The organism is Pseudovibrio sp. SCP20 (assembly GCF_057774105.1).
On the sequence record NZ_JBYMDH010000008.1, the window covers coordinates 39,447 to 59,469 of the forward strand.

Here is a 20,023-nt window from a genome sequence, read left to right on the forward strand (position 1 = left end):
AAGCCAATCATGACGGTTTCCACCAGGCGTTTGGATCAGGATTTTGCAATCGAGCAGACCGAAGCTACCGATAAGCTCGTGAAGATCCTGTGTGAGTTGCTTGCAAACGGCGAAGAGCGTGAAAAGTGTTTGTCCGCTCAAATTCTTGGAAAATTTGGAAATACGACAGCTCAGACTGCGCTCGCAGAAGCTTTGCGGGATGAGGATGAAGACGTTCGCAGTGATGCGGTTGAAGCTCTGATCAGCGCGGGCAAAGGCCTTGATGCTGATGTGCTTCTCTGGAGCCTGCTGAACGACCCAGTGCTGGAAGTGAAGCTCTCGGCTATTGATGGCCTTGCAATTGTGGGCGGAACAGTTGCTGAGGAGTGGCTGACGAAGCTTGCCAAAGATCGCTGCGAAGATGACGTTGCCTGGGATGGTTACGGTGCTGAGTGGGATGACTGGCTGGATGTGCAGCGTAAGTCCATTCTGGCGCTTGGCACGCTCAAGTGTGAAGCATCGGCGGCTACTTTGCTGGAAGCTGCACGGGATCCGTTTGGTCAGGAAGTCTGGCCGGAAGTGACTGTGGCGCTCGCTGAAATGGGTGTGACTGGCCTGCTGGAACTGGCTGGGCTGGCGTCTGATGCTTCCGCTCGTGTGCGCGAGCATACGGCGCGTGCGCTGTCTTCTGCGAAAGATGAGCGCGTTGGTGAGATCCTGCGGGCACTGTTTGCTGATGCTGATCCGGATGTACGCGTTGCAGCGGCTGAAGTGCTAATGGCGCGTGGAGAGGAAGCTGATTTGGCTGTTCTGCTGGCAGATAGTGAGCCGCAGATGCGCCGGCTGGCTCTAAAGGCTCCAGGTAAGATCTCCTATTCAAAGCTTGAAAAAGTGGCATTTGAGGATGAGGAAGAAACTCTACGCGTGATGGCGCTGGAGCGGATGGCTTCCATTGAGATCACCAAGCCGGATGCGTTGATTGAGCGGATTGAACGTTCCCTGCGCAGCGCGAGCGATGTGTTTGTTGCCGCTCTTATCCCGGTCTTGGCGAAGGTTGAAAGTGAAGTTGCAACCTCACTGCTGACTGAAATTGCGACCCATCGCACGGAAGAAGCTGTTCTGAAGGCATTCATCGTGCTGCATGGGGAGAAGCCGAGCATTGAAGGGCTGGCTGTTCTGCAGGAGCAGGTTACCAGTGCTGAACAGGAAATCCGCCTTGCTGCTTTGAGCTCTCTTGCCAAGTTGGCTGAAGGTGAGGGTGACATTGCAGACAACGCATCTGTGCAGCTGGTCTGGGCTGTATCCGGCAAACTGATGCCTGAAGCGCATGATCAGGATATTCTCGACACTGCGAAAGAGAAAGATCCGTCTGACCTAGGCAACAACGGCAAAGGCGAAGATAAGCCACCACGTGTTCAGATTGACCGTGAAGGCAATGTGATCGAGCCGCAGGCACCGGAAGAGACCGTTGCTGAAGACGAGGTTGTCGTGGAAGAGCCTGCTGCTGAGGATCTGGTTGCGAAGGTGACCTCCGGTGCAAACGAGGTGGTCTCTGAAGAGGTGCCAGAAGGTGCGATTGAGAGAGCTGAAGATCTGCCGGACAATGTTGTTGCCTTCCCGGGTTCTACCCTTGGCGCTATCCTGAACACTGAAGATGAGCTTGAGAAGCTTGCAGAAGAGCCTGTTGAGCTTGGCAAGAAAGACATGCACTTCCTTGAGTTGGCGAATGAGCTGATCGAGAAGAAGCGTGTTGTGCCGGGTCGTCCTGATGATCCAGCGTTGGACATCCGTCTGCTGGCTCTGCGTATCTGTGGTGATGCGAAGCGTCCGGAATTGATTGATGCATTGGTCTCTGCACTTTCTGATCGTCAGATGCAGGTGCGCTTTGCCGCGAGCCAAAGCCTTGTGCATCTGGTCGAGAACGGCCTTGAGCTTTCCGAGGATGTGATTGATCGCATTCTAACTCTGCCGCCTGAGAACGATGTTGCCGTGCGTGCTATGCGTGTGGAGCTGCTTGGCACCTCTTCCAAGCCGGAAGCTGAGAAGGTTGTGACAGCCGCATTGAAGGACAAGACCGATGCTGTGTCCGCGTCTGCACTGAAAGTTTTGGCCGGAAAAGCTGAGGCTAACATTGATGTGCGTAGCTATCTATCAAGTCCGCGCCGCCGTTTGCGGGTGACTGCTCTGGAGCTTGTAAGCGCTGAAGCAGATACTGGTGCGCTGGACGATATCTTCGAAGCTGCGCAGATGGAAAACGGGGTTCTTATCCCGGGAGCTGCAACGTGCCTGCGTTGTTATTCTCAGGAAAAAGTCCTTGGTGCCATGGAGCAATGGCTGGAGGGAGACCTTTCCCGCAAGTTGGCTGCTCTTGAGGTACTCAACAAGTACGTGGCTTAGAGTATTTGGCTCTTTGATGAGCTGAAATGGTTTGCGCTGGTGTTTATCTGGTGCACAATACGTTGTAAGGAAACCTGCTGGCGTATGCTGGCAGGTTTTCTTTTTTGAGGGGGCATCATGCGATCTAAGACACTTTCCACCGGTTACAAGATGCCAATGCTGGGCCTTGGCACGGTGAACTTTGGAGAAGGCAAAACCTATCCTGCGCTGCGTGCGGCTTTGAAGGCTGGGTATCGTCACATCGATTGCGCGATGATGTACGACAATGAAGCGGAGATCGGTCAGGCAATTGCGGATGCAATGAAGGAAGACGGCATCAAGCGCAGCGACCTCTTCATCACCTCCAAGCTTTGGAACAGCTTTCATAAGCCTGAGGATGTGAGAGGCGCACTGGAGAAGACGCTTGCAGATCTTCAGATGGAGTATCTCGACCTTTACCTCATGCACTGGCCTGTTGCGCTGAAGAAGAACGTGAAGAAGCCGACCAGTTCCGCGGATTACTATTCGCTTGAGGACGTGCCGTTGATGAGCACGTGGCGTGAGCTAGAAGAGTGTTTTGATGAGGGCTTGGTGAACACCATCGGTGTTTCCAACTTCAGCACTCACAAGCTGGAAGACCTGATCATGGAAGCGCGGGTTGCGCCTGCGATTAATCAGGTGGAGCTGCATCCGTTCCTTCAGCAGAATGAATTGCGCTCTTACTGCCTGCACAACAACATCGCGATTACGGCTTACTCACCGCTTGGCCGCGGCATTCCTGCTGATCTGACTGAGCAGCAGAAGCAGGAGGTTGTTCTGGCACATCCTGTTATTGAGGAGATTGCCGAGAAGCATGATGCGACCACATCTCAGGTGGTGCTGAAATGGGCGATCCAGAACGGCATCATCGTTGTGCCGAAGTCAGGCAACCCTGAGCGCCTTGCGCAGAACCTTGCGGCGCTCGCGTGTGATCTTGATGAGCACGACATGTCCCGTATTGCACATCTGGACAAGAACCATCGCTTCATTCCTGGCGATGAGTATTTCCTGCCTGGTAGCCCTTACACTTGGGAAAACCTCTGGGACGAGCCTCGTCCTGAGTAAGGGCGTCAGACTTGAAATCTGGAAGAGTCGCGTACCAACAGATGCGGCTCTACACGCTCCGTCATGGTTGGCGCGGTGTCTCCATCAAGGCGTTTGATGAGCAAGTTGGCGACGTCCTTGCCGATGGTGCGTGGGTAACTCTCCACTGAGGTGAGGGCCGGTGTCCATGCTTCGCCTTCTGGCAGGTTGTCGAAGCCGACCACGGCGAGATCCTCGCCAATATTGCGGCCTGCTTTCTTTAGCTCTGCTGCTGCGCCGACTGAGACCAGATCGTTGTGGCAGAGCAGGGCGGTGAACTCGGTTTGGTTTGAGATTAGCTCCTGCGCTTTGATGCGGCCACATTCACGGTCAAAGCCACATACTTCCACATGGATATCTGCTTCAGGAATGCCCGCTGCCTTCAAGGCATCGTAGAAACCACGCTTGCGCTCGCGGCCCGGCATTGTTTCCTGCAGGCCTGCGATCATCGCGAACTTGCGGTGGCCTTGTTCCAGCAGGTGTTTGGTGGCCAGCTGGGCAGCCTGATAGTTGTTGGAGCCGATGTAATCCATGGCCAGACCTTCAATCTCGCGGCAGAAGGTGACGACAGGGATCTTGCGTGTGCTGGCGATTTCGAAATCACTACGTTTGGTGCCTGCGCTTGGGCTGATAGCGATGCCGGCAACCCCATGGCCGATGACTTCCTCCAGCATGGTCTGCTGGCGCTTGGTGTCCTCTCCGACATTTGCGATCACAGGCAGATAGCCGTGTTCTGAAAGCGCGGCTTCCAGTGAGGTACAGAATTCGGCATAAAACGGGACTGAGATGTCCGGCACGAGTACGCCAATGAGGCGAGAGCGGCCGGAACGGAGCTTGGCGGCGTTGTAATCTCTTACAAAGCCCAGTTCCTGCATTGCTTTCTTTACGCGAGCTTTGGTTTCTTCCGTCATGCGGCCGGTGTCGTTTATTGTATTCGACACGGTCGCCACCGATACCCCCGCTGCTTTCGCAATATCGGACACAGTAACTCTGGATTTTTTTAAAGGCATGAATTTGCTTTATTTATAAAGTAAGTGGAACTCGCAGGTAACAATAACACCTGAATCGAGTGGGTGTGAGCTATATTTTTGTTTTTTCTAAGTAAATGTTGTTGGGGTTACGTATAGGTTAGAAATTTAGTCGGCTAAATACTTCTCCATTTCGCGTATAAGATGAAATATTTTCAATTACTTGGCGTCCCATCTCCAGTCGCGTTTCCAGTGTGGCACTTGCGAGATGGGGTGTGAGTGTTGTGTAGGGTGAACTGATCAGTTCATTGGGAACATTGGGCTCACCTGGAAATACATCCAATGCTGCTGCGCCGAGTTTTCTGCTCTCAAGTGCAGCGATCAAATGTTGAGTGTTTACTAATGAACCGCGGGCAATATTGATAAGAAGGCCCTGAGGTCCGAGTGCTTCTAATATATTAATATCTATAATATTTTTTGTGTCGGGACTGCCTGAGGCGGCGATAACCAGTACGTCAGATTCGTTTGCCAGCTCAAGAGGTGTGGCTCTGCATTGGCTGTCCTTGGCCGGGTCGCTGTTCCTGTCGCAATACAAGACATGCATGCCAAATGTACCGCCGAGAATCTCTGCGGTTTTTCTACCAATGCGCCCATACCCGAAAATGCCGAGTGTTTTGCCGCGTAAGCTGTAGCCGATGCCGAGTTTACCTTCGAGCCAACCGCCACTGCGGATAAAGCGGTCTCCCTCTGCAATTCTGCGAGAGGAGGCGAGAGCGAGGGCGACCACATGATCGGCAACGGCTTCGGTCAGTGCGTCTGGCGTCGTGGTGATGATGATGTTGCGGTTGCGGGCCTGATCCAGATCGATTTTGTCGTACCCAGCACCGTAGACAGTGATGAGCTCTAGATTGGGCAGGGAGGCCATGAGTTCTGTTGGCAGGCCCACATCTCCCTTGGTGGCGACCACACGAATGTTTGGCAGGATTTGCGCTTTCAGGTCTTCGTCCTGCTGAAACTCCCAATAGCGGGCGGGCGAGAAGCGGCGATCCATCTCCTCGTTGATTTCATCGGGTGCATAAGGGCTTAGTTGCAGAACATCGGTCATGTACAGTCATCTGAAGATTACTTGAACGTCACCGTCAAGAATGACTCAAGTTGCGGAAGTTCGCCAGAGCAGAGTTTGACCTGTCCAACAGATGCTGCGTCCTAAGCTGTTGGAAAACGCAGAGAACTCAGGTCAGCGTGAAGATCAGATAAAGGAGGCCTACGAGGATACTGGTGACAGCCAAAGTGCCACAGAAGTCAGTTGCCGCACACTGAATAGTCTTGAAAGGAAGTCGACGCATAATAACACCCCCAACCTTGGAGAGACCCCACAATCCCTCTCAGATATATTAGAAAGATGCGCTGTAAATAAGTAGACTACATAATGTCGCAGTTGCTTAAGCAGACATGGTTGTTCGCTTATCTGGATGAACTCACAATTGGCGTAGTTTTTTGATTTTTCTCAGATTTCTCTGCTGATGTTTTTGCACTATGTGCTTTGGCCGGGTTTAGGGTGGCAAGCTTGTTAGCTCAGGCGGGCTGTTGTAAATTAATGCAATTCCAAAAGCTGCAAACAGCTAAGAAAAACAAGAATAATTGGAGTGAGCGGTGGCCCGTCCTGCAAACCTCTCGAATGCGGTTTACGACAAGATGAAAGAAGCTGTCGATTCCGGAGAATTTCCGGAAGGCTTGAAGCTTCCGACTGAAAACGCGCTTTGTGAGCGGTACGGTGTCTCGCGGCCTGTTGTGCGCGGTGCGATGGAGCGCCTGCGCAAGGAAGGCTACATCAAGACTGTGCGTGGTTCAGGCAGTTTTGTCATCAAAGAGCACGTCACCCCAACTCCATTTGCTCCAACCCTTGGTGAGTTTGCGATCTCTGGTATTGGTGATGTCATCCAATGCCAGGAAACTCGTATGGCGTTTGAAGGCGAGATGGCGGCACTGGCTGCTGAGCGCTGGACAGACGAGGAAATGGAAGAGTTGGATGCTGCGTTGGCGCAGATCCATAGCGATGGATTGGACTCCGTCGGTACCATTGATGGTGATATGCGGTTCCATGCTGCGGTGGTGAAGGCTGCGAAGAATGAATATGCCGCTGCTGTTTATGAGCTAATGAAGCCGCAGATCCTCGTGGGCATGAACATGAGCAAGGGGCTTTACCCGCTGCTGCCGGAATTTGCGCGTCGTCATGGCATTGAAGAGCACAAGGCCATTCTGGATGCGATCCGCGCGCGGGATGTGGAAGGTGCGCGCCGGGAAATGCGCAATCACATCGGCTTCTTTGGCGATCAGTTCAAATAGAAAAAGGCCCGCTGTTTTAGAGCGAGCCTACTCTCATACCTGCCTATCAGATATCTCGGGCCTTCATAAAGGCTTCGACCTGGTTCCGTGTTGGGATTGGAGCAACTGCACCGTAGCCCTGAGTGGTCAACGCTGCTGCGGCGTTGGCGTACTTGAGGCTCTCTTCCAGTGACTTGCCTGCCACCACATTGGTGAAGAATGAGCCGGAGAAGCAGTCGCCTGCGCCTGTTGCATCGATAGCCTCAACCGGATTACCTGCCACGCGCTTTCTCTCAGATGCGGTGGCGTACATGGCGCCTTCTTTACCCAGCTTCAGAATAACGTTCTTTGAGCCGAGGTTGAGGTAGAAGTCGCAAATTTTGTCTGGATCAGACAGGCCGGTCAGCACTTCGGCTTCATCAACGCTTGGCATGATGAAATCAACGAGACGTGCAGTTTCGTGGATGATGCCGCGGGCGCGGTTCAGATCCCACAGTTTGAGGCGCAGGTTGGTGTCGAAAGAGGTGAGCGTACCGCCCTCTTTAGCAATTTCGATGCCTTTGAATACGCTGTCGCAAGAACTGGTGGAGATGGCCTGTGTGATTGCGGTGACGTGGAACAGCTTCGCTGCGCGGATTGCATCTGCTGGTAGCTGCTCTGGTGTGATCTGCGATGCGGCGGAGCCTTTGCGGGCAAAGCTGAAGTGGTGACCTTGCTCGTCGTGAGAGATGAAGTAAATACCGGTTGGCGCAATGGCGTTGCGTTCAACAAGGTGGGTCTGGACGCCTTCTTTCTCCCAAAGATCAATGAACTTGTTGCCGAAAACATCAGTACCCAGATGGGTCAGGATTGCGACGCTAGCGCCCTGACGGGCTGCGCAGCACGCAAAGTTTGAGGCATCACCACCAAAGCCGGAGAGATAGTCCGGGCCTTCACCGCTGTATTCCTTGACCTGATTGAACTCGAACAACGGCTCCCCAAAGCTGATGATTTCTGCGGTCATTTTGTCCTCATTGTTCAAAGTGTATCAGGCAGCATGCGTCACTTTTGGCCAGTCCTATCAGTTTCCTGCAGCCGGAGTGGTTGATATGATGCAGGAAAGATTCTGATGTTTGGAATGTGGTGACAGTTAATTGGTAGACCATTTTCCGATATTTCGGGGTATTTTGCAATTAGCTGCTTACACTTATTTTCGTTGATTTTATTGAAATTCTTGATGAGTTAAAACGGGAAAACCATCGGATGTATACAGGGAGGTTATACTGGAGGTGAAATTGGTCGGCCAATATTGAGGCGGATCTTTCCTGAAATGAGCCACCATTTGCCTTGGTGGCGTTGTTTGCTGATTAACTATGAAATAGGACTGGTACACCTGAGTGGAATACGATTTGTGCCAGAGGTTGGAATGTTTCAGAAAATCAATATTGGGTCTTTGCCAAAGGGTCAGCGGAACACAATCTGTGATGTTCCGGGTGTCAAAGTTGGGCACGTGACGCTTTCGGATGGAGACTGCCAGACTGGCGTGACAGCAATTACCACTCACGATGAGAACGCCTTTAACCTGAGAACCCGCGCGGCTTCCCATGTTTTCAATGGGTTCGGTAAGAGTGTCGGACTGGTGCAGGTTGAGGAACTGGGAGAGCTGGAAACACCTATCCTGCTGACCAACACGCTGAGCGTTGGTGCTGTGAGTGAGGGGCTTATCCAGCATACGCTGGCAGAAACGCCAGACATCGATTTCGTGATGGGAACCATCAACCCTGTTGTGTTTGAATGTAATGATGCTTTTCTGAACAAGATCAGTGCGTTGTATGTTCGGCCCAATCATGCTCTGGAGGCGATTTCTGCAGTTTCAGACGAGTTTGAACAAGGTGCAGTTGGTGCAGGTCGCGGCATGTCCTGTTATGGGCTGAAGGGGGGCATTGGGAGTGCCTCTCGTCAGGTGAAGCTCGGCAATAAAGAGTACCATGTGGGTGCTCTGGTGCTTTCCAATATGGGCCGCATGCCGGACTTTACATTGGCTGGACGGCACATTGGTCCGCAGATTGAAGAGAAGCTAGCACGTGATGAGAGTGGGCCTGAGAAAGGTTCCATCATCATGATCGTTGGAACGGATCTGCCACTGAGTGAGCGACAGTTGAAGCGAGTTGCCAGACGGACATCCGTAGGACTTGCACGAACTGGTTCATTCCTTGGTCATGGAAGTGGCGATATAGCTTTAGCGTTCACAACTGCGGATCCGGTGGACATTAAGAGCAGAAAACGTACGCATTCGGTGGAACAAATGGATGAGCGGCGAATTGACAGAGTGTTTAGAGCAGCAGCAGAAGCTACAGAAGAAGCAATCGTCAATTCAATGTTGAATGCAGAACGCGTGACGGGTCGTGATGGCAACACACGCTATGCACTGGGAGATTTTGGCGAGTTAATGGGGGATGCAAATGAATAAGCAGGAAATCAAGCTCCTTGATGAAGCTTTTGCCTTGCCGGAAAACACCAAGTGGTCCTCTTTTGGAGAAGGCCATGCCAATGAAACATGGTTGGGAGAGATAGACGGTGACGAGCCCGTGGTTCTTCGTCGTCACAATCCAAACAGAACCGAAGAGCAGATCCTCTCCGAGTTCAAATGTCTGGACCTGCTTCATGATCTGATTGGTTATGAGGTTCCGAAGGCGCTGTATGGTGTTAATCAGGAGCGCGTGACCGAGGTGGAAGGTGCGCATTACTCTCTCTTTGAGCTGATCGAAGGGGAAACACCTCCACTTGACAAGGTTGAGACCTGCAAGCAAAGCGGTCAGGCTCTGGCAAATCTGCACATCAAGCTTTGGGAGGAGCGGGATGCGTTTAAATTTGCGGAGGAAGAACGTCCGGGTGTCAGCAAGGAGACGCTGAAATCTGGCACTGCGTTGCTGGACGCGCTTTCCGAGATGGAAGCTTCCAAGAACATTGACGGCAAGTATCTGACTTCTGAGTACTGGACTGATGTGGAAGCGTCACTGAATGATGCCCTTGAGGCGCTGGCGAAGCTGAATGAGACCAAGCATCTGATCCATGGTGATTTTGGCCCGCCGAACACGCTGATCAGCGAGAACTCTGGTGAGCTGGTTGGTATTCTGGATTGGGATGAATGCCGTTGGGATTTGCCGGTTTATGATGTGGCTGGCGTCTATCCGTTCCTTTGTGAGATCGACAAGTCGCTGGGCGAAGCGTTTGTTGATGCTTACTTTGCAGGGCTTAAAGGCTCGTCTCACCCATTGGCCGCACGGGAGAATGAAACCCGTGATCTGATGGGGGCTGTGCAGTACGTGGCGACTTACAAAGAGTTTGAGCTGATGGTTGAGAACCATCTTGATGAGCCAGACTATCTGGCGCAGCTGCTGGAACAGCTGGCCTGATACTCAAAGATCCTCTCTCACGGGTTTGTTTGGGGCATATCCTTTTCCGAAAACCGGTTTCCACTTTTCGGGGATATGCTCTATCCGTGAGAGAAGCTTGGTCCTGCCTCGGACCACTTGATGTTGTTTTTGTCCAGATAGTTCAAGGCTTTCTTGATATCCAAGTAGAGCTGCTCGACGGCATCGTGAGAAACGCCGTGGCGGATCATGACGCGCTGGACAACCGTATCTTCCATATCTGATGGCAGCGGATAGGATGCGATTTGCCATCCATTCATGCGCACGCGCTCTGAAAGGTCGTAGAGCGTGTAGTGAGCTTTGTCCGGATGCTTGAGCCGATAGCACACGCAGGGCAGGGCGCCGTTGCCATCGTAAAGGATATCCAGCTCAGGAAGTTCCGCTAGCTTTTCCGCCAGATACTGAGCATTTTCTGCGCAGGCGGACTGGATGTCCCGGTAGCCATCCCATCCTAATCGCATGAAGTTGTAATACTGGATGACGATCTGTCCGCCGGGGCGGGAGAAGTTCAGCGCGAAGGTGGGCATGTTGCCGCCCAGATAATCAACGTTGAACACCAGATCAGACGGCAACTCTTTTTTATCGCGCCAAATCACCCAGCCCACACCCAGAGGTGCGAGGCCGAACTTGTGGCCGGAGGCGTTGATGGATTTCACGCGGTCGAGGCGGAAATCCCACAGCAGTTCTGGATGCAGGAAAGGCGCGACGAAGCCACCGGATGCGGCGTCCACGTGGACCGGGATGTCCAGACCGGTTTCGGTTTGAAGCCTATCCAGCTCCTGGCAAATCTCTTTGACAGGTTCGTAAACGCCAGTGAAGGTCACGCCCAATGTGGGGACGACGCAGATTGTGTTTTCGTCCACGTAGTCTTTCAACTGCTCAGGCCGCATATGCAGGGAGCCTTCGCTGAGCGGGATCTGGCGCAGTTCCACATCAAAGTATTTTGCAAACTTGTGCCAGCACACCTGAACAGGGCCGCAAACCATATTGGGCTTGTCGTGGGGTTTGCCTTCCTTCTTGCGGCGGTCTCTCCATGCCCATTTCAGGGCAAGGCCACCCAGCATGGCGGCTTCTGAGGAGCCAGTTGTAGAGCAACCGATCGTTTCTTCGGCTTCCGGCGAGTTCCAGAGGCTAGCAATGATGTGAACGCAGCGGGCTTCGATCTCTGCCGTTTGTGGATACTCATCCTTGTCGATCATGTTCTTGTCGATGCAATCAGCCATGAGTTTGTGGACTTCATCCTCCACCCACGTGGTGCAGAACGTGGCAAGGTTCTGCCGTGCATTGCCATCCAGATACAGCTCGTCCCGCACAAGATTGTAGGCTTCTTGAGGGCTCACTCCGGTTTCTGGAATGCGGGCTTTGGCTAAGCCTTCAACGGCGCGGGCCGTGGCGTAGATGTCGGGACTTTCGCTGGCACATGTCTTCCACAGTGGCATGGGGTTGCTCCGAAATTGATAGGCTGATGCAACCCTAGCGACAGTGCCTGAATTCCGCGTAAGTTTCACACGTTCAATTTGGAGTGTCCTGTTGACCTTTTTAAGAAAACGAGGGCGTTTCAGGTCAGCTTCGTTTATTACTCATTGACGTTTGAGAAAGTTATTACAGGTGGTCTGGAATGGATTGGTCTCCGCAACAAGATGATGCACTCACTGAAGTGGCGCGCTGGGCACGCTCTCACGGGCCGCAGGTGTTTCGCTTGTTTGGATATGCCGGAACTGGAAAGACCACGCTGGCTCGCCATCTGGCAGAGGGTTTGGACGGTGAAGTGGCCTTTGGTGCATTCACCGGTAAGGCAGCGCATGTTTTGCGCCAAAAAGGGTGTGCGGATGCGTCGACCATCCACTCGTTGATCTATCGCCCCAAGGGGACGAAGAAGGATGATGAAGACGAGGATGAAAGCCCGCAATTTGCCATCAACCGCGATAGTCCTGCTGCCAAAGTGGATCTGATCATCATCGATGAATGTTCTATGGTGGATGAAGAGCTGGGCCGCGACCTGCTTTCCTTTGGCAAGAAGGTGTTGGTGCTGGGTGACCCTGCGCAGTTGCCACCTGTGCGTGGTGGTGGTTTCTTCACCGAGGCTGAGCCGGACATTATGCTCACCGAGGTTCACCGTCAGGCGAAAGACAATCCGATCGTGCGCATGTCTATGGACATTCGTTATGGGGAAGAGCTGGACTTTGGCCAGTATGGTGACAGCGCCGTGATTTCCCGCCGGGAGATCGACAAGGAGCGCATCCTTGCCTCTGATCAGGTGCTCGTTGGTACCAACAAGACGCGTCGCCTTTACAATGGCCGTATCCGTGACCTGAAGGGCTTCACCACGCAGATGCCGTCTGTAGGTGACAAGTTGGTTTGCTTGCGCAATGACAAGACCAAGGGCTTGCTGAATGGTGGCCTCTGGGAAGTCTCCCGCCTGCGTCCGCCACGCGGCAATACGCTACGCTTTGACGTGATTTCAGAGGATGATTTTTCCAAGAAAGCCGTCAAGGTGAAGGTACTGCCAGCGATGTTTGAGGAAGGCAGCGAGCAGCTCCCTTACGCCATCCGCCGCCGGGCTGACGAGTTTGACTACGGCTATGCGCTGACCGTGCATAAATCTCAGGGTTCTCAATGGGATGATGTGGTGCTGTTCGACGAAAGCTGGGCCTTCCGCGAGCACAAAACCCGCTGGCTCTACACGGCTGTGACGCGTGCTGCGAAGAAGATTACAGTGGTGCGGTGAGGGCTGACCGCTACAGCCAGATACTATAAAAAGTTGAGTCTTGATGCATGTTGGTACGGTGCTGGTTTGTATATCGCTGTTGCATGTAATGCGCCGAAGTTCACATGAGTGTAATTGAGAATTGGACTGCCGTTTCAGTCGCAGTTCAATCTAAGCTTTCTACGAACTCAGATATCTTCGCAGCTGTTTCCTTGGGGTTTGCCTGTAGCAGGAAGTGAGGGCCTTCAATCTCATAAATCGTGACTGCGGCATGTTTAAATGGAGCTGACGTTCGGCGTGGTACCAATCTGTCATTTTTGGCCCTTAAGTACATCATAGGAACGTTTATCTCAGTAAGCATCGAAATGACGTTGACTTGGAGAGTTCCAGCCAGTCGCTTTGCAAGTGTTGAAGCTGGAACCTTGCTTAATGCCTGCCTAAATTTACTCGTAAACTGACGGTTAGACCAATTTCCCATCAGGAAGGGTTGTGCCAGCTGCGTTAAGAAAACAGAATTTATCGGTATGATTTGAAATAGGTAGGCGCATATCACAGGTAAAGTTCGCGGCTTTTGAGCGAAGGTTGCAACGAAAGTAACTCCTTTTAGGAACTCAGCATGTTCTGCTGCAATCATGATAGCAAGTGGCCCCGAAAAAGATTCCGCAACAATCACAAAAGGTTCGTCAGGAAGTTGCGTGTGAACCCAATTCTTTAATTCATCATATTGGGATAAATCTGGCGGATATGATAGCGTCACGACCTTATGATGTGGTGTCAGAGCTTCATGGATCTTCCACGAGAGAACACCTGTTCCATCCAAGCCTGGTAGAATAACTATCTGCATTCCTTAGGAGTATCACTGTGAGATTGCATTGTCAGTAGGGCGCAATGTGAGAAAGAGTCATAGAAGATTACTGCTCACTTAAGGGTGATAGAAATACTAGTGCATTGCTTGTCATCCTCAAGCTGCTGGTAACAAGTAGTTCGACAGCTCCTCACGGATGTCATCGGTGAACTTCTTGGCTTTATTTGTAGTCAGGTCGATCTGAACCATGGTTGTTTTGGCTGAAGCGGCGATTTCGTTGTTTTGGACAACGAGTTGCTGAAGCTCCAGTGAGCTTCCGCCAATTCTGGCGATGCCGGTGTAGATCTGCACTTCTCCGGGCCAGAACACAGGGCGCAGGAAATCCATGTTGAGGTTTGCCAGAGCGAAGCCGCTGGTTTTTGTGAACAGGTTTAGCTTCTCATGGATGAACAGTTCGGTCCGTCCGGTTTCTAAGAATGTGCTGAACACGGCATTGTTGACATGACCCTGGCTGTCCGCATCGCAATAGCGGAGCTTGTCCGTGGTCACTGAAGCGTACTTCTCTAGATCACTCTTAGAAACTGCCATGCTTATGCTCCATTCCGTCTGGGGTGCTGTGCTCGTGATTCAAATGCTGCTGATGGTATAGGTGTGCCAGCTGCTCGCCAAGTTCAGAAGCCCATGGAAAAAATGGCAATACTATTTTCTTTGACTTTTCGCGTAGGCCGATATTTTATTCAGGTCGTTTCTGAGCCGCTTTTGTGCTGTTGGATGCACTCTCTAAATCGTCGGCACCCATTCCATTGCCCAGTCGCCTAAAGGTTCCAGGCGGTTATAGAGTTCCCGGCCTGTCTTGGTCAGGGTGTAACCGTCGGAGGCTTTTTCAATGAGACCGACGCTGCGCAGTTCTTTGAGGCGTGTGTTCAGAACGCTTGGTGAGGCAGAGCCGCAATAGGCCTGAAGCTCGCGAAATGTGCGGTTTTTCTCGCTCAGCCCCCATAGTATGCCCATCGCCCATCGCCTGCTGAGCAGGTCGAACAGGACCATGATCGGTTGCCCGCTTTGAGAGCCGGGTACAGGCTCGCCGTGTTTTGCGACTGGACGGTCTTCTTCACTCATAGTGCATGTTCCTTGCTTCTAAAATCGAAGCGGTGTAATGCTTCTAATATAGTAGCAAGTTACCGGATTTCAGAAAATGCACAAGACAACTCTTTTTCATCTTTCCTTGTGGCTACTGCTCGCCGCCATGTGGAGCTCGTCTTATGTCGTGATCAAGATTGGCGTTGCTTCCCTAGAACCGGCATTGCTGGTTTTCGGGCGGATGCTTGTTGGCAGCTTGATTGTCTTTAGTGCTTTGAAAATACGTGGTCTTTCTCTTTCCAAAGATCCCGCCGACTGGATTTCCTATGCGGTGACAGGGCTTCTGGGCAGTGCACTTCCTTTTCTGCTTATCAGTTATGGAGAGCAGTCGGTTGATAGCGCTTTGACCTCTATCCTCATGGGGACGTCCCCGATGGTGACTTTGTTGCTTGCTGCGTGGCTTGTGCCTGAAGAGGCACTCACGCTCAGAACAACACTTGGTGTGCTGGGTGGATTGACTGGTGTCGCGATCCTTGTTGGGCCAGGTGCGCTTTCTGGATTGGGTGTGCAGGTTGCGGGGCAGTTTGCCATCATCGCTGCAACAGCTTCTTACGCAACCTCAACGGTTTACATCAGAAAGTATGTGAAGCGCCCGCCGTTGGAGATGGCGGCTGGTTCAATGATTGTGGGGACGGTCACCATCGGGCTTTATGCTGTTGCTACAGCCACAGACTTTTCAGCCATTGAGTTGACTAGTTCTTCTCTGGGCGCCGTTGTCTATCTGGGCGTGATCTCAACAGCGTGCGCCAATCTGATTTACTTCTATCTGGTCCCGAAAATTGGTGCCAACAGAATGTCTCAGGTCAATTTCGCGGTGCCTGTTGGCGGCGCTATTCTTAGTGTTGTTCTGCTGGGTGAAGCGATGACCCCTCAGCGCTTTATCGCGTTGTTTGTTATTATTGGGTCGGTCTATCTGGGGACGACGAAGGGGAAGCGGAGAGTTGCTGAGCAGACTGGGGAGACGGTGTGAATGAAGGTGTGGCGCTGATAGATGTGGTGCGGTGAAGTGAAACAAGGTACCCATCTCATCTGAGAATTGCCTCAGCCTTCAAGAAACGGGAATTTTTCTTCATGTCATCCAACAAACGGGTTGTTCTTTCTAGTGATCATGCAGGTATTCAGCTTCGACAAATCGTTGCTGCTCATATCGCTGAGAAGGGTTGGGAAGTTGTCGATATTGGGTCGACAACGCCTGAAAGCACACCCTACCCAAAGCATGGAGAAGCAGCTGCGCAGCTTGTTGCTTCCGGTGATTGCCGGTTTGGGATTGTTTTGTGCGATACTGGCCAAGGGATCATGATGGCAGCAAACAAGGTCAAAGGTGTTCGCTGTGGGGTTTGTAGTGACACATTCTCCGCTCGCATGATCCGTGAGCACAACAACGCCAACATGCTTTCTATGGGTGTTCGCGTGATTGGCGAAGGAGTTGCACTTGATATCGTGGATGCATTCCTATCCGCTCAGTTCGAAGGTGGGCGACATACAACGCGCGTGGAGATGATTGAAGCGCTAGAAGGGTAGCTAAGCTTTCATCCTATTATTGGAATGATGTTGCTCATTTGATGAAGACTGGCTCCTATAAGAGTTCAGAGCCAGTCGTATTTCCGTTAGCTCTCGGTTGAGTGACTTGCTAACTCCTCACTTATAGAGTGTGTTATGCCTCTTCTTCATCTGCAACTTTTTTAAATAACTCAACAAGTGTCATATCTAATTGCAATGACAAAGTTCCCAAGTTTCCACCGCCTCCAGGTCCCCCAAATGCAACCGCGTTCATGTTAAAGCCATATTGCAGCTTTCCTCGTGTTTGTAGAGCTTCGAAAGGTTGCCGACATCTCTCTACTAAGAGTTGAGGTACTCCTTCAATTGCTTGCACTACATTTGCTGGGGAGGTACAGATTATGTTAAACAGCTCTAGGTTTATAGATTTGAGCGTGCGAACATGCTTGGTAATTTCTACCTCTTCAACATAGGCTAATGAGAGCGTGTGAATTTTTCGCGCTAGTTCTCTCGTATCAACACACGGCGATTGAGCACCAAGCTTGCTGGCAATCATATCAAAAATTTGCTGGAGTTTCGATGCATCGTCGCCTTCAATGCCCTGCAATAGATTTATTGGGACAGGTAGATCAACTGGTCTTGTGCCGGAGTGACAGACAGGTACAACTTCGATGTCTCTAGCCCATCCGGCTCCGCATTCAAAGTTGATCCAAGGTCTTCCCACACTATAAGGGCTGCAAAAGACGATGATTGCTTGGCAATCACGAAGTGCTTCTGTGATGTCGTTTAGCCAGTTTCGCCCAACGCGAAGGCTATTCTGGCTGGAGGACTGAAACACGTCTACCATCCCAAGAAAAGAACTTTCAATTTCCGAGCGAAAAGCACTCGCAAAATCGGCCTCTTCGGTAATGTGGCTTAGAAAGATCTTAGGCTTATTCATTTTCTTGAGTTCCTAAATGCACCAATAAATTGCGGTTGCCACAATTATCATAAAAAAGAGAAGAAGTTCTATGAAAGTTTCTAACTGAACTCGGAATGGATATGAGAGCTCATGATGCCTCCAACTGTTACTCCATATTAAATTTGATTTACCAATAAGTCGCCTCCCTTTCCCTGTTCATATTCCTTTCTCGCACCTAGTTTTGCCCGCATTGGGGACCTAGGGTGGGCTTTCAATATTAATAAGCCTATGAGATTTGAATGTCTGATCTGAGCTCTGTTGCTTCTTCTTCCTCTTCTGCCAAAGCTGGTGCATTGCCTGCGGATGTTGCTTTGCGGATTTCTCAGCGGATTGCTGGTGAAATTGGCTGTGCGCCGGGGCAGGTGAATTCTGCGGTGCAGTTGTTGGATGAAGGCTCTACGGTTCCGTTTATTGCGCGTTACCGTAAAGAAGCGACGGGTGGGTTGGATGATAGCCAGCTGCGTACGTTGGAAGAGCGCCTGATTTATATGCGTGAGATGGAAGATCGCCGCAAAGCGATTGTGAAATCGATTGATGAGCAGGGCAAGCTCACCGACGAGCTGGCAAAGCAAATTGCATTGGCGGACAACAAAGCCGCGCTGGAAGATCTCTATCTGCCTTACAAAAAGAAGCGCCGCACCAAAGCGCAGATTGCGCGCGAAGCTGGCATTGAGCCGCTGGCTGATCTGCTGCTTGGTGATCCGAATAAGATGCCTGAGAGTGAAGCGGGCAGCTTTGTTGATGCGGAGAAAGGCTTTGCGGATACCAAGGCCGTGCTGGATGGTGCGCGTCAGATCCTCATGGAGCGGTTTTCCGAGAACGCTCAGCTGGTTGGCAAGCTGCGTAACTACGTGGCACGTCAGGGTGCTGTAAAGGCGGAAGTTGTTGCTGGCAAAGAGCAGGAAGGCGCGAAATTCTCTGATTACTTCGGTTACTCCGAGAACTGGAAGAACATTCCAAGCCACCGGGCGCTAGCGCTTTTGCGTGGTCGCAATGAAGGCATTCTGGCGCTGGACCTGAAGGTGGACGAAGATGACGTTTCCGCTGTGAAGCCGGTTGAGCAGATGATTGCGGATGCAGCAGGTATTGAGAATAAGGGCCGTCCTGCTGACAAGTGGCTTTCTGATGTGTGTCGCTGGACGTGGAAGGTGAAGATTGGTCTTCACGTTGAGCTGGACCTGATGAGTGAGCTTCGTGACAAGGCGGAAGAAGAAGCGATCAAGGTTTTTGCCCGCAACCTGAAGGACTTGTTGTTGGCAGCTCCTGCTGGGCCGCGTGCGACACTGGGGCTTGATCCGGGTATTCGGACGGGTGTGAAGGTGGCTGTTGTTGATGCGACGGGCAAGCTGGTGGACACTGCGACCATCTACCCATTCCAGCCACGCAATGACATTCAGGGTTCGCTTGCAACGCTGCGGATGCTGGTTGCTAAGCATGGTGTGAGCCTGATTGCGATTGGGAATGGTACTGCGAGCCGTGAGACGGATAAACTGGCTGCTGATCTGCTGAAGGACATTCCTGCCGAGCATCGCCCGACCAAGGTGATGGTGAACGAGGCTGGTGCTTCTGTTTACTCAGCCTCTGCGTTGGCGGCGAAAGAAATGCCGGATGTGGATGTATCGCTTCGCGGTGCGGCTTCTATCGGTCGTCGTTTGCAGGACCCACTGGCGGAGCTGGTGAAGATTGAGCCGAAATCTATTGGTGTCGGGCAGTATCAGCATGATGTGAACCAGACCAAGCTGGCGCGTTCTCTGGATGGTGTTGTTGAAGATGCGGTGAACGCGGTTGGGGTTGATCTCAACACAGCGTCTGCTCCACTGCTGGCACATATCTCCGGCCTGACCGATAGCCTTGCGAAGGCGGTGGTTGAGTATCGTGACACTGTTGGTGCTTTCAAAAACCGCAAGGAGCTGCTGAAGGTGGCTCGTCTTGGGCCAAAAGCGTTTGAGCAGTGTGCGGGCTTCCTGCGGATTGCAGATGGTGATAACCCGCTGGATGCATCCTCTGTTCACCCGGAAGCTTATCCGGTGGCTCAGAAGATCATCAAAGCGTGTGGCCGCGACATTCGTGAGATCATGGGCTCCAACCTGCTGAGCAATCTGGATCCGAAAGAGTTCACGGATGAGAAGTTCGGTTTGCCGACTGTGAAGGACATCTTCTCAGAGCTGGAAAAGCCGGGTCGTGATCCGCGTCCTGAGTTCAAGACTGCCTCCTTCCAGGATGGCGTTGAGACTATGCAGGATCTGAAGCCGGGTATGATGCTGGAAGGCACTGTCACCAACGTAACCAACTTCGGTGCCTTTGTTGACATCGGTGTGCATCAGGATGGTCTGGTGCATGTGTCTCAGTTGGCAGACCGGTTCGTGGATGATCCACATACGGTGGTGAAGGCTGGTGACATCGTGAAGGTGCGTGTTGTTGAAGTGGACATTGCCCGCAAACGTATCGGTCTGACCATGCGCAAAGACAGCGCAGATGCTCGCGAAAATGCGCGGGAGCGTCAGGCAGAGCGTGGCGGTAACCGTAATCAAGGTGGTGGTCGTCCGGGTGGCGGCAATCGACCGAATGGTGGCAACCGCGGTGGTGGGCCACGTGGTGGTGGCCGTGGAGGCAACAAGCCTGCGGATAACGGCGGTGGTGCAAACAACGCCATGGCTGCAGCGCTGGCGGCGGCGTTCAACAAGCCGAAGCGATAAGTTCGCTCTTAAATTGAGTTTCAAAGAGTCCGCC

17 protein-coding genes are annotated in these 20,023 nt (G+C 52.1%); 9 read left to right on the forward strand and 8 right to left on the reverse strand.

Annotated elements, in window-relative coordinates:
* Window positions 1-9: 9 nt before the first annotated feature.
* Window positions 10-2,376, forward strand: a complete 2,367-nt coding sequence (locus AC3CB2_RS22965; RefSeq protein WP_352936711.1) for a HEAT repeat domain-containing protein — start codon at window positions 10-12, stop codon at window positions 2,374-2,376.
* A 117-nt stretch (window positions 2,377-2,493) separates the two neighbouring features.
* Complete coding sequence (locus AC3CB2_RS22970) at window positions 2,494-3,459, forward strand: aldo/keto reductase (protein WP_352936709.1); 966 nt, start codon at window positions 2,494-2,496, stop codon at window positions 3,457-3,459.
* Between the two features lie 5 nt (window positions 3,460-3,464).
* Here the strand turns inward: AC3CB2_RS22970 and AC3CB2_RS22975 are convergent, their stop codons facing one another.
* Window positions 3,465-4,487: a LacI family DNA-binding transcriptional regulator gene (locus AC3CB2_RS22975; RefSeq protein WP_083417503.1), complete on the reverse strand. Its 1,023-nt coding sequence runs from the start codon at window positions 4,485-4,487 to the stop codon at window positions 3,465-3,467.
* A gap of 118 nt (window positions 4,488-4,605) precedes the next feature.
* On the reverse strand, window positions 4,606-5,550 hold the full coding sequence (locus AC3CB2_RS22980) for a 2-hydroxyacid dehydrogenase (protein ID WP_352936707.1): 945 nt from the start codon (window positions 5,548-5,550) through the stop codon (window positions 4,606-4,608).
* 548 nt (window positions 5,551-6,098) lie between these two features.
* Between AC3CB2_RS22980 and AC3CB2_RS22985 the strand changes: the two genes are divergently transcribed.
* Complete coding sequence (locus tag AC3CB2_RS22985) at window positions 6,099-6,791, forward strand: FadR/GntR family transcriptional regulator (protein ID WP_008552540.1); 693 nt, start codon at window positions 6,099-6,101, stop codon at window positions 6,789-6,791.
* Between the two features lie 46 nt (window positions 6,792-6,837).
* On the opposite strand, the gene AC3CB2_RS22990 is transcribed toward AC3CB2_RS22985, so the two are convergent.
* Entirely contained in the window at window positions 6,838-7,773 is a 936-nt protein-coding gene (locus AC3CB2_RS22990) for a sugar kinase (RefSeq protein WP_352936705.1), read from the reverse strand.
* 402 nt (window positions 7,774-8,175) lie between these two features.
* Between AC3CB2_RS22990 and AC3CB2_RS22995 the strand changes: the two genes are divergently transcribed.
* Both AC3CB2_RS22995 and AC3CB2_RS23000 read left to right on the forward strand, forming a co-directional pair.
* Window positions 8,176-9,219 (forward strand): DmpA family aminopeptidase, encoded by a 1,044-nt coding sequence (locus AC3CB2_RS22995; RefSeq protein ID WP_352936703.1) that lies wholly within the window; start codon window positions 8,176-8,178, stop codon window positions 9,217-9,219.
* Window positions 9,212-10,165 (forward strand): phosphotransferase enzyme family protein, encoded by a 954-nt coding sequence (locus AC3CB2_RS23000; RefSeq protein ID WP_352936701.1) that lies wholly within the window; start codon window positions 9,212-9,214, stop codon window positions 10,163-10,165. Before AC3CB2_RS22995 ends, AC3CB2_RS23000 begins: the two co-directional genes overlap by 8 nt.
* An 80-nt stretch (window positions 10,166-10,245) precedes the next feature.
* Here the strand turns inward: AC3CB2_RS23000 and gad are convergent, their stop codons facing one another.
* A complete protein-coding gene (gad, locus tag AC3CB2_RS23005; RefSeq protein WP_352936699.1) occupies window positions 10,246-11,622 on the reverse strand; it encodes a glutamate decarboxylase in 1,377 nt (458 codons plus the stop codon).
* 179 nt (window positions 11,623-11,801) lie between these two features.
* Here gad and AC3CB2_RS23010 point away from each other — a divergent pair, with 179 nt between their 5' ends.
* Window positions 11,802-12,911 (forward strand): ATP-dependent DNA helicase, encoded by a 1,110-nt coding sequence (locus AC3CB2_RS23010; RefSeq protein ID WP_352936697.1) that lies wholly within the window; start codon window positions 11,802-11,804, stop codon window positions 12,909-12,911.
* Window positions 12,912-13,056: 145 nt separating this feature from the next.
* On the opposite strand, the gene AC3CB2_RS23015 is transcribed toward AC3CB2_RS23010, so the two are convergent.
* The 3 genes from AC3CB2_RS23015 to AC3CB2_RS23025 form a co-directional block, all read right to left on the reverse strand.
* The gene (locus AC3CB2_RS23015; RefSeq protein WP_352936695.1) at window positions 13,057-13,734 is read right to left on the reverse strand and encodes an alpha/beta fold hydrolase; all 678 of its coding nucleotides are present in this window, start codon (window positions 13,732-13,734) and stop codon (window positions 13,057-13,059) included.
* Window positions 13,735-13,851: 117 nt separating this feature from the next.
* Complete coding sequence (locus AC3CB2_RS23020) at window positions 13,852-14,283, reverse strand: acyl-CoA thioesterase (protein WP_352936693.1); 432 nt, start codon at window positions 14,281-14,283, stop codon at window positions 13,852-13,854.
* 192 nt (window positions 14,284-14,475) lie between these two features.
* Window positions 14,476-14,814, reverse strand: coding sequence for a winged helix-turn-helix transcriptional regulator (locus tag AC3CB2_RS23025; protein WP_014287230.1), 339 nt, complete (start codon window positions 14,812-14,814; stop codon window positions 14,476-14,478).
* A gap of 76 nt (window positions 14,815-14,890) precedes the next feature.
* Here AC3CB2_RS23025 and AC3CB2_RS23030 point away from each other — a divergent pair, with 76 nt between their 5' ends.
* Window positions 14,891-15,805: a DMT family transporter gene (locus tag AC3CB2_RS23030; protein WP_352936691.1), complete on the forward strand. Its 915-nt coding sequence runs from the start codon at window positions 14,891-14,893 to the stop codon at window positions 15,803-15,805.
* Between the two features lie 101 nt (window positions 15,806-15,906).
* Window positions 15,907-16,356 carry a ribose 5-phosphate isomerase B gene (gene rpiB, locus AC3CB2_RS23035; RefSeq protein WP_352936689.1) on the forward strand — a complete coding sequence of 150 codons (450 nt, stop codon included), beginning with the start codon at window positions 15,907-15,909 and terminating at the stop codon, window positions 16,354-16,356.
* A gap of 133 nt (window positions 16,357-16,489) precedes the next feature.
* Here rpiB and AC3CB2_RS23040 read toward each other — a convergent pair whose 3' ends face one another.
* Window positions 16,490-17,272, reverse strand: coding sequence for a toll/interleukin-1 receptor domain-containing protein (locus tag AC3CB2_RS23040; RefSeq protein ID WP_352936687.1), 783 nt, complete (start codon window positions 17,270-17,272; stop codon window positions 16,490-16,492).
* 260 nt (window positions 17,273-17,532) lie between these two features.
* Between AC3CB2_RS23040 and AC3CB2_RS23045 the strand changes: the two genes are divergently transcribed.
* Window positions 17,533-19,989 carry a Tex family protein gene (locus AC3CB2_RS23045; protein WP_352936686.1) on the forward strand — a complete coding sequence of 819 codons (2,457 nt, stop codon included), beginning with the start codon at window positions 17,533-17,535 and terminating at the stop codon, window positions 19,987-19,989.
* The last annotated feature ends 34 nt before the right edge of the window (window positions 19,990-20,023 follow it).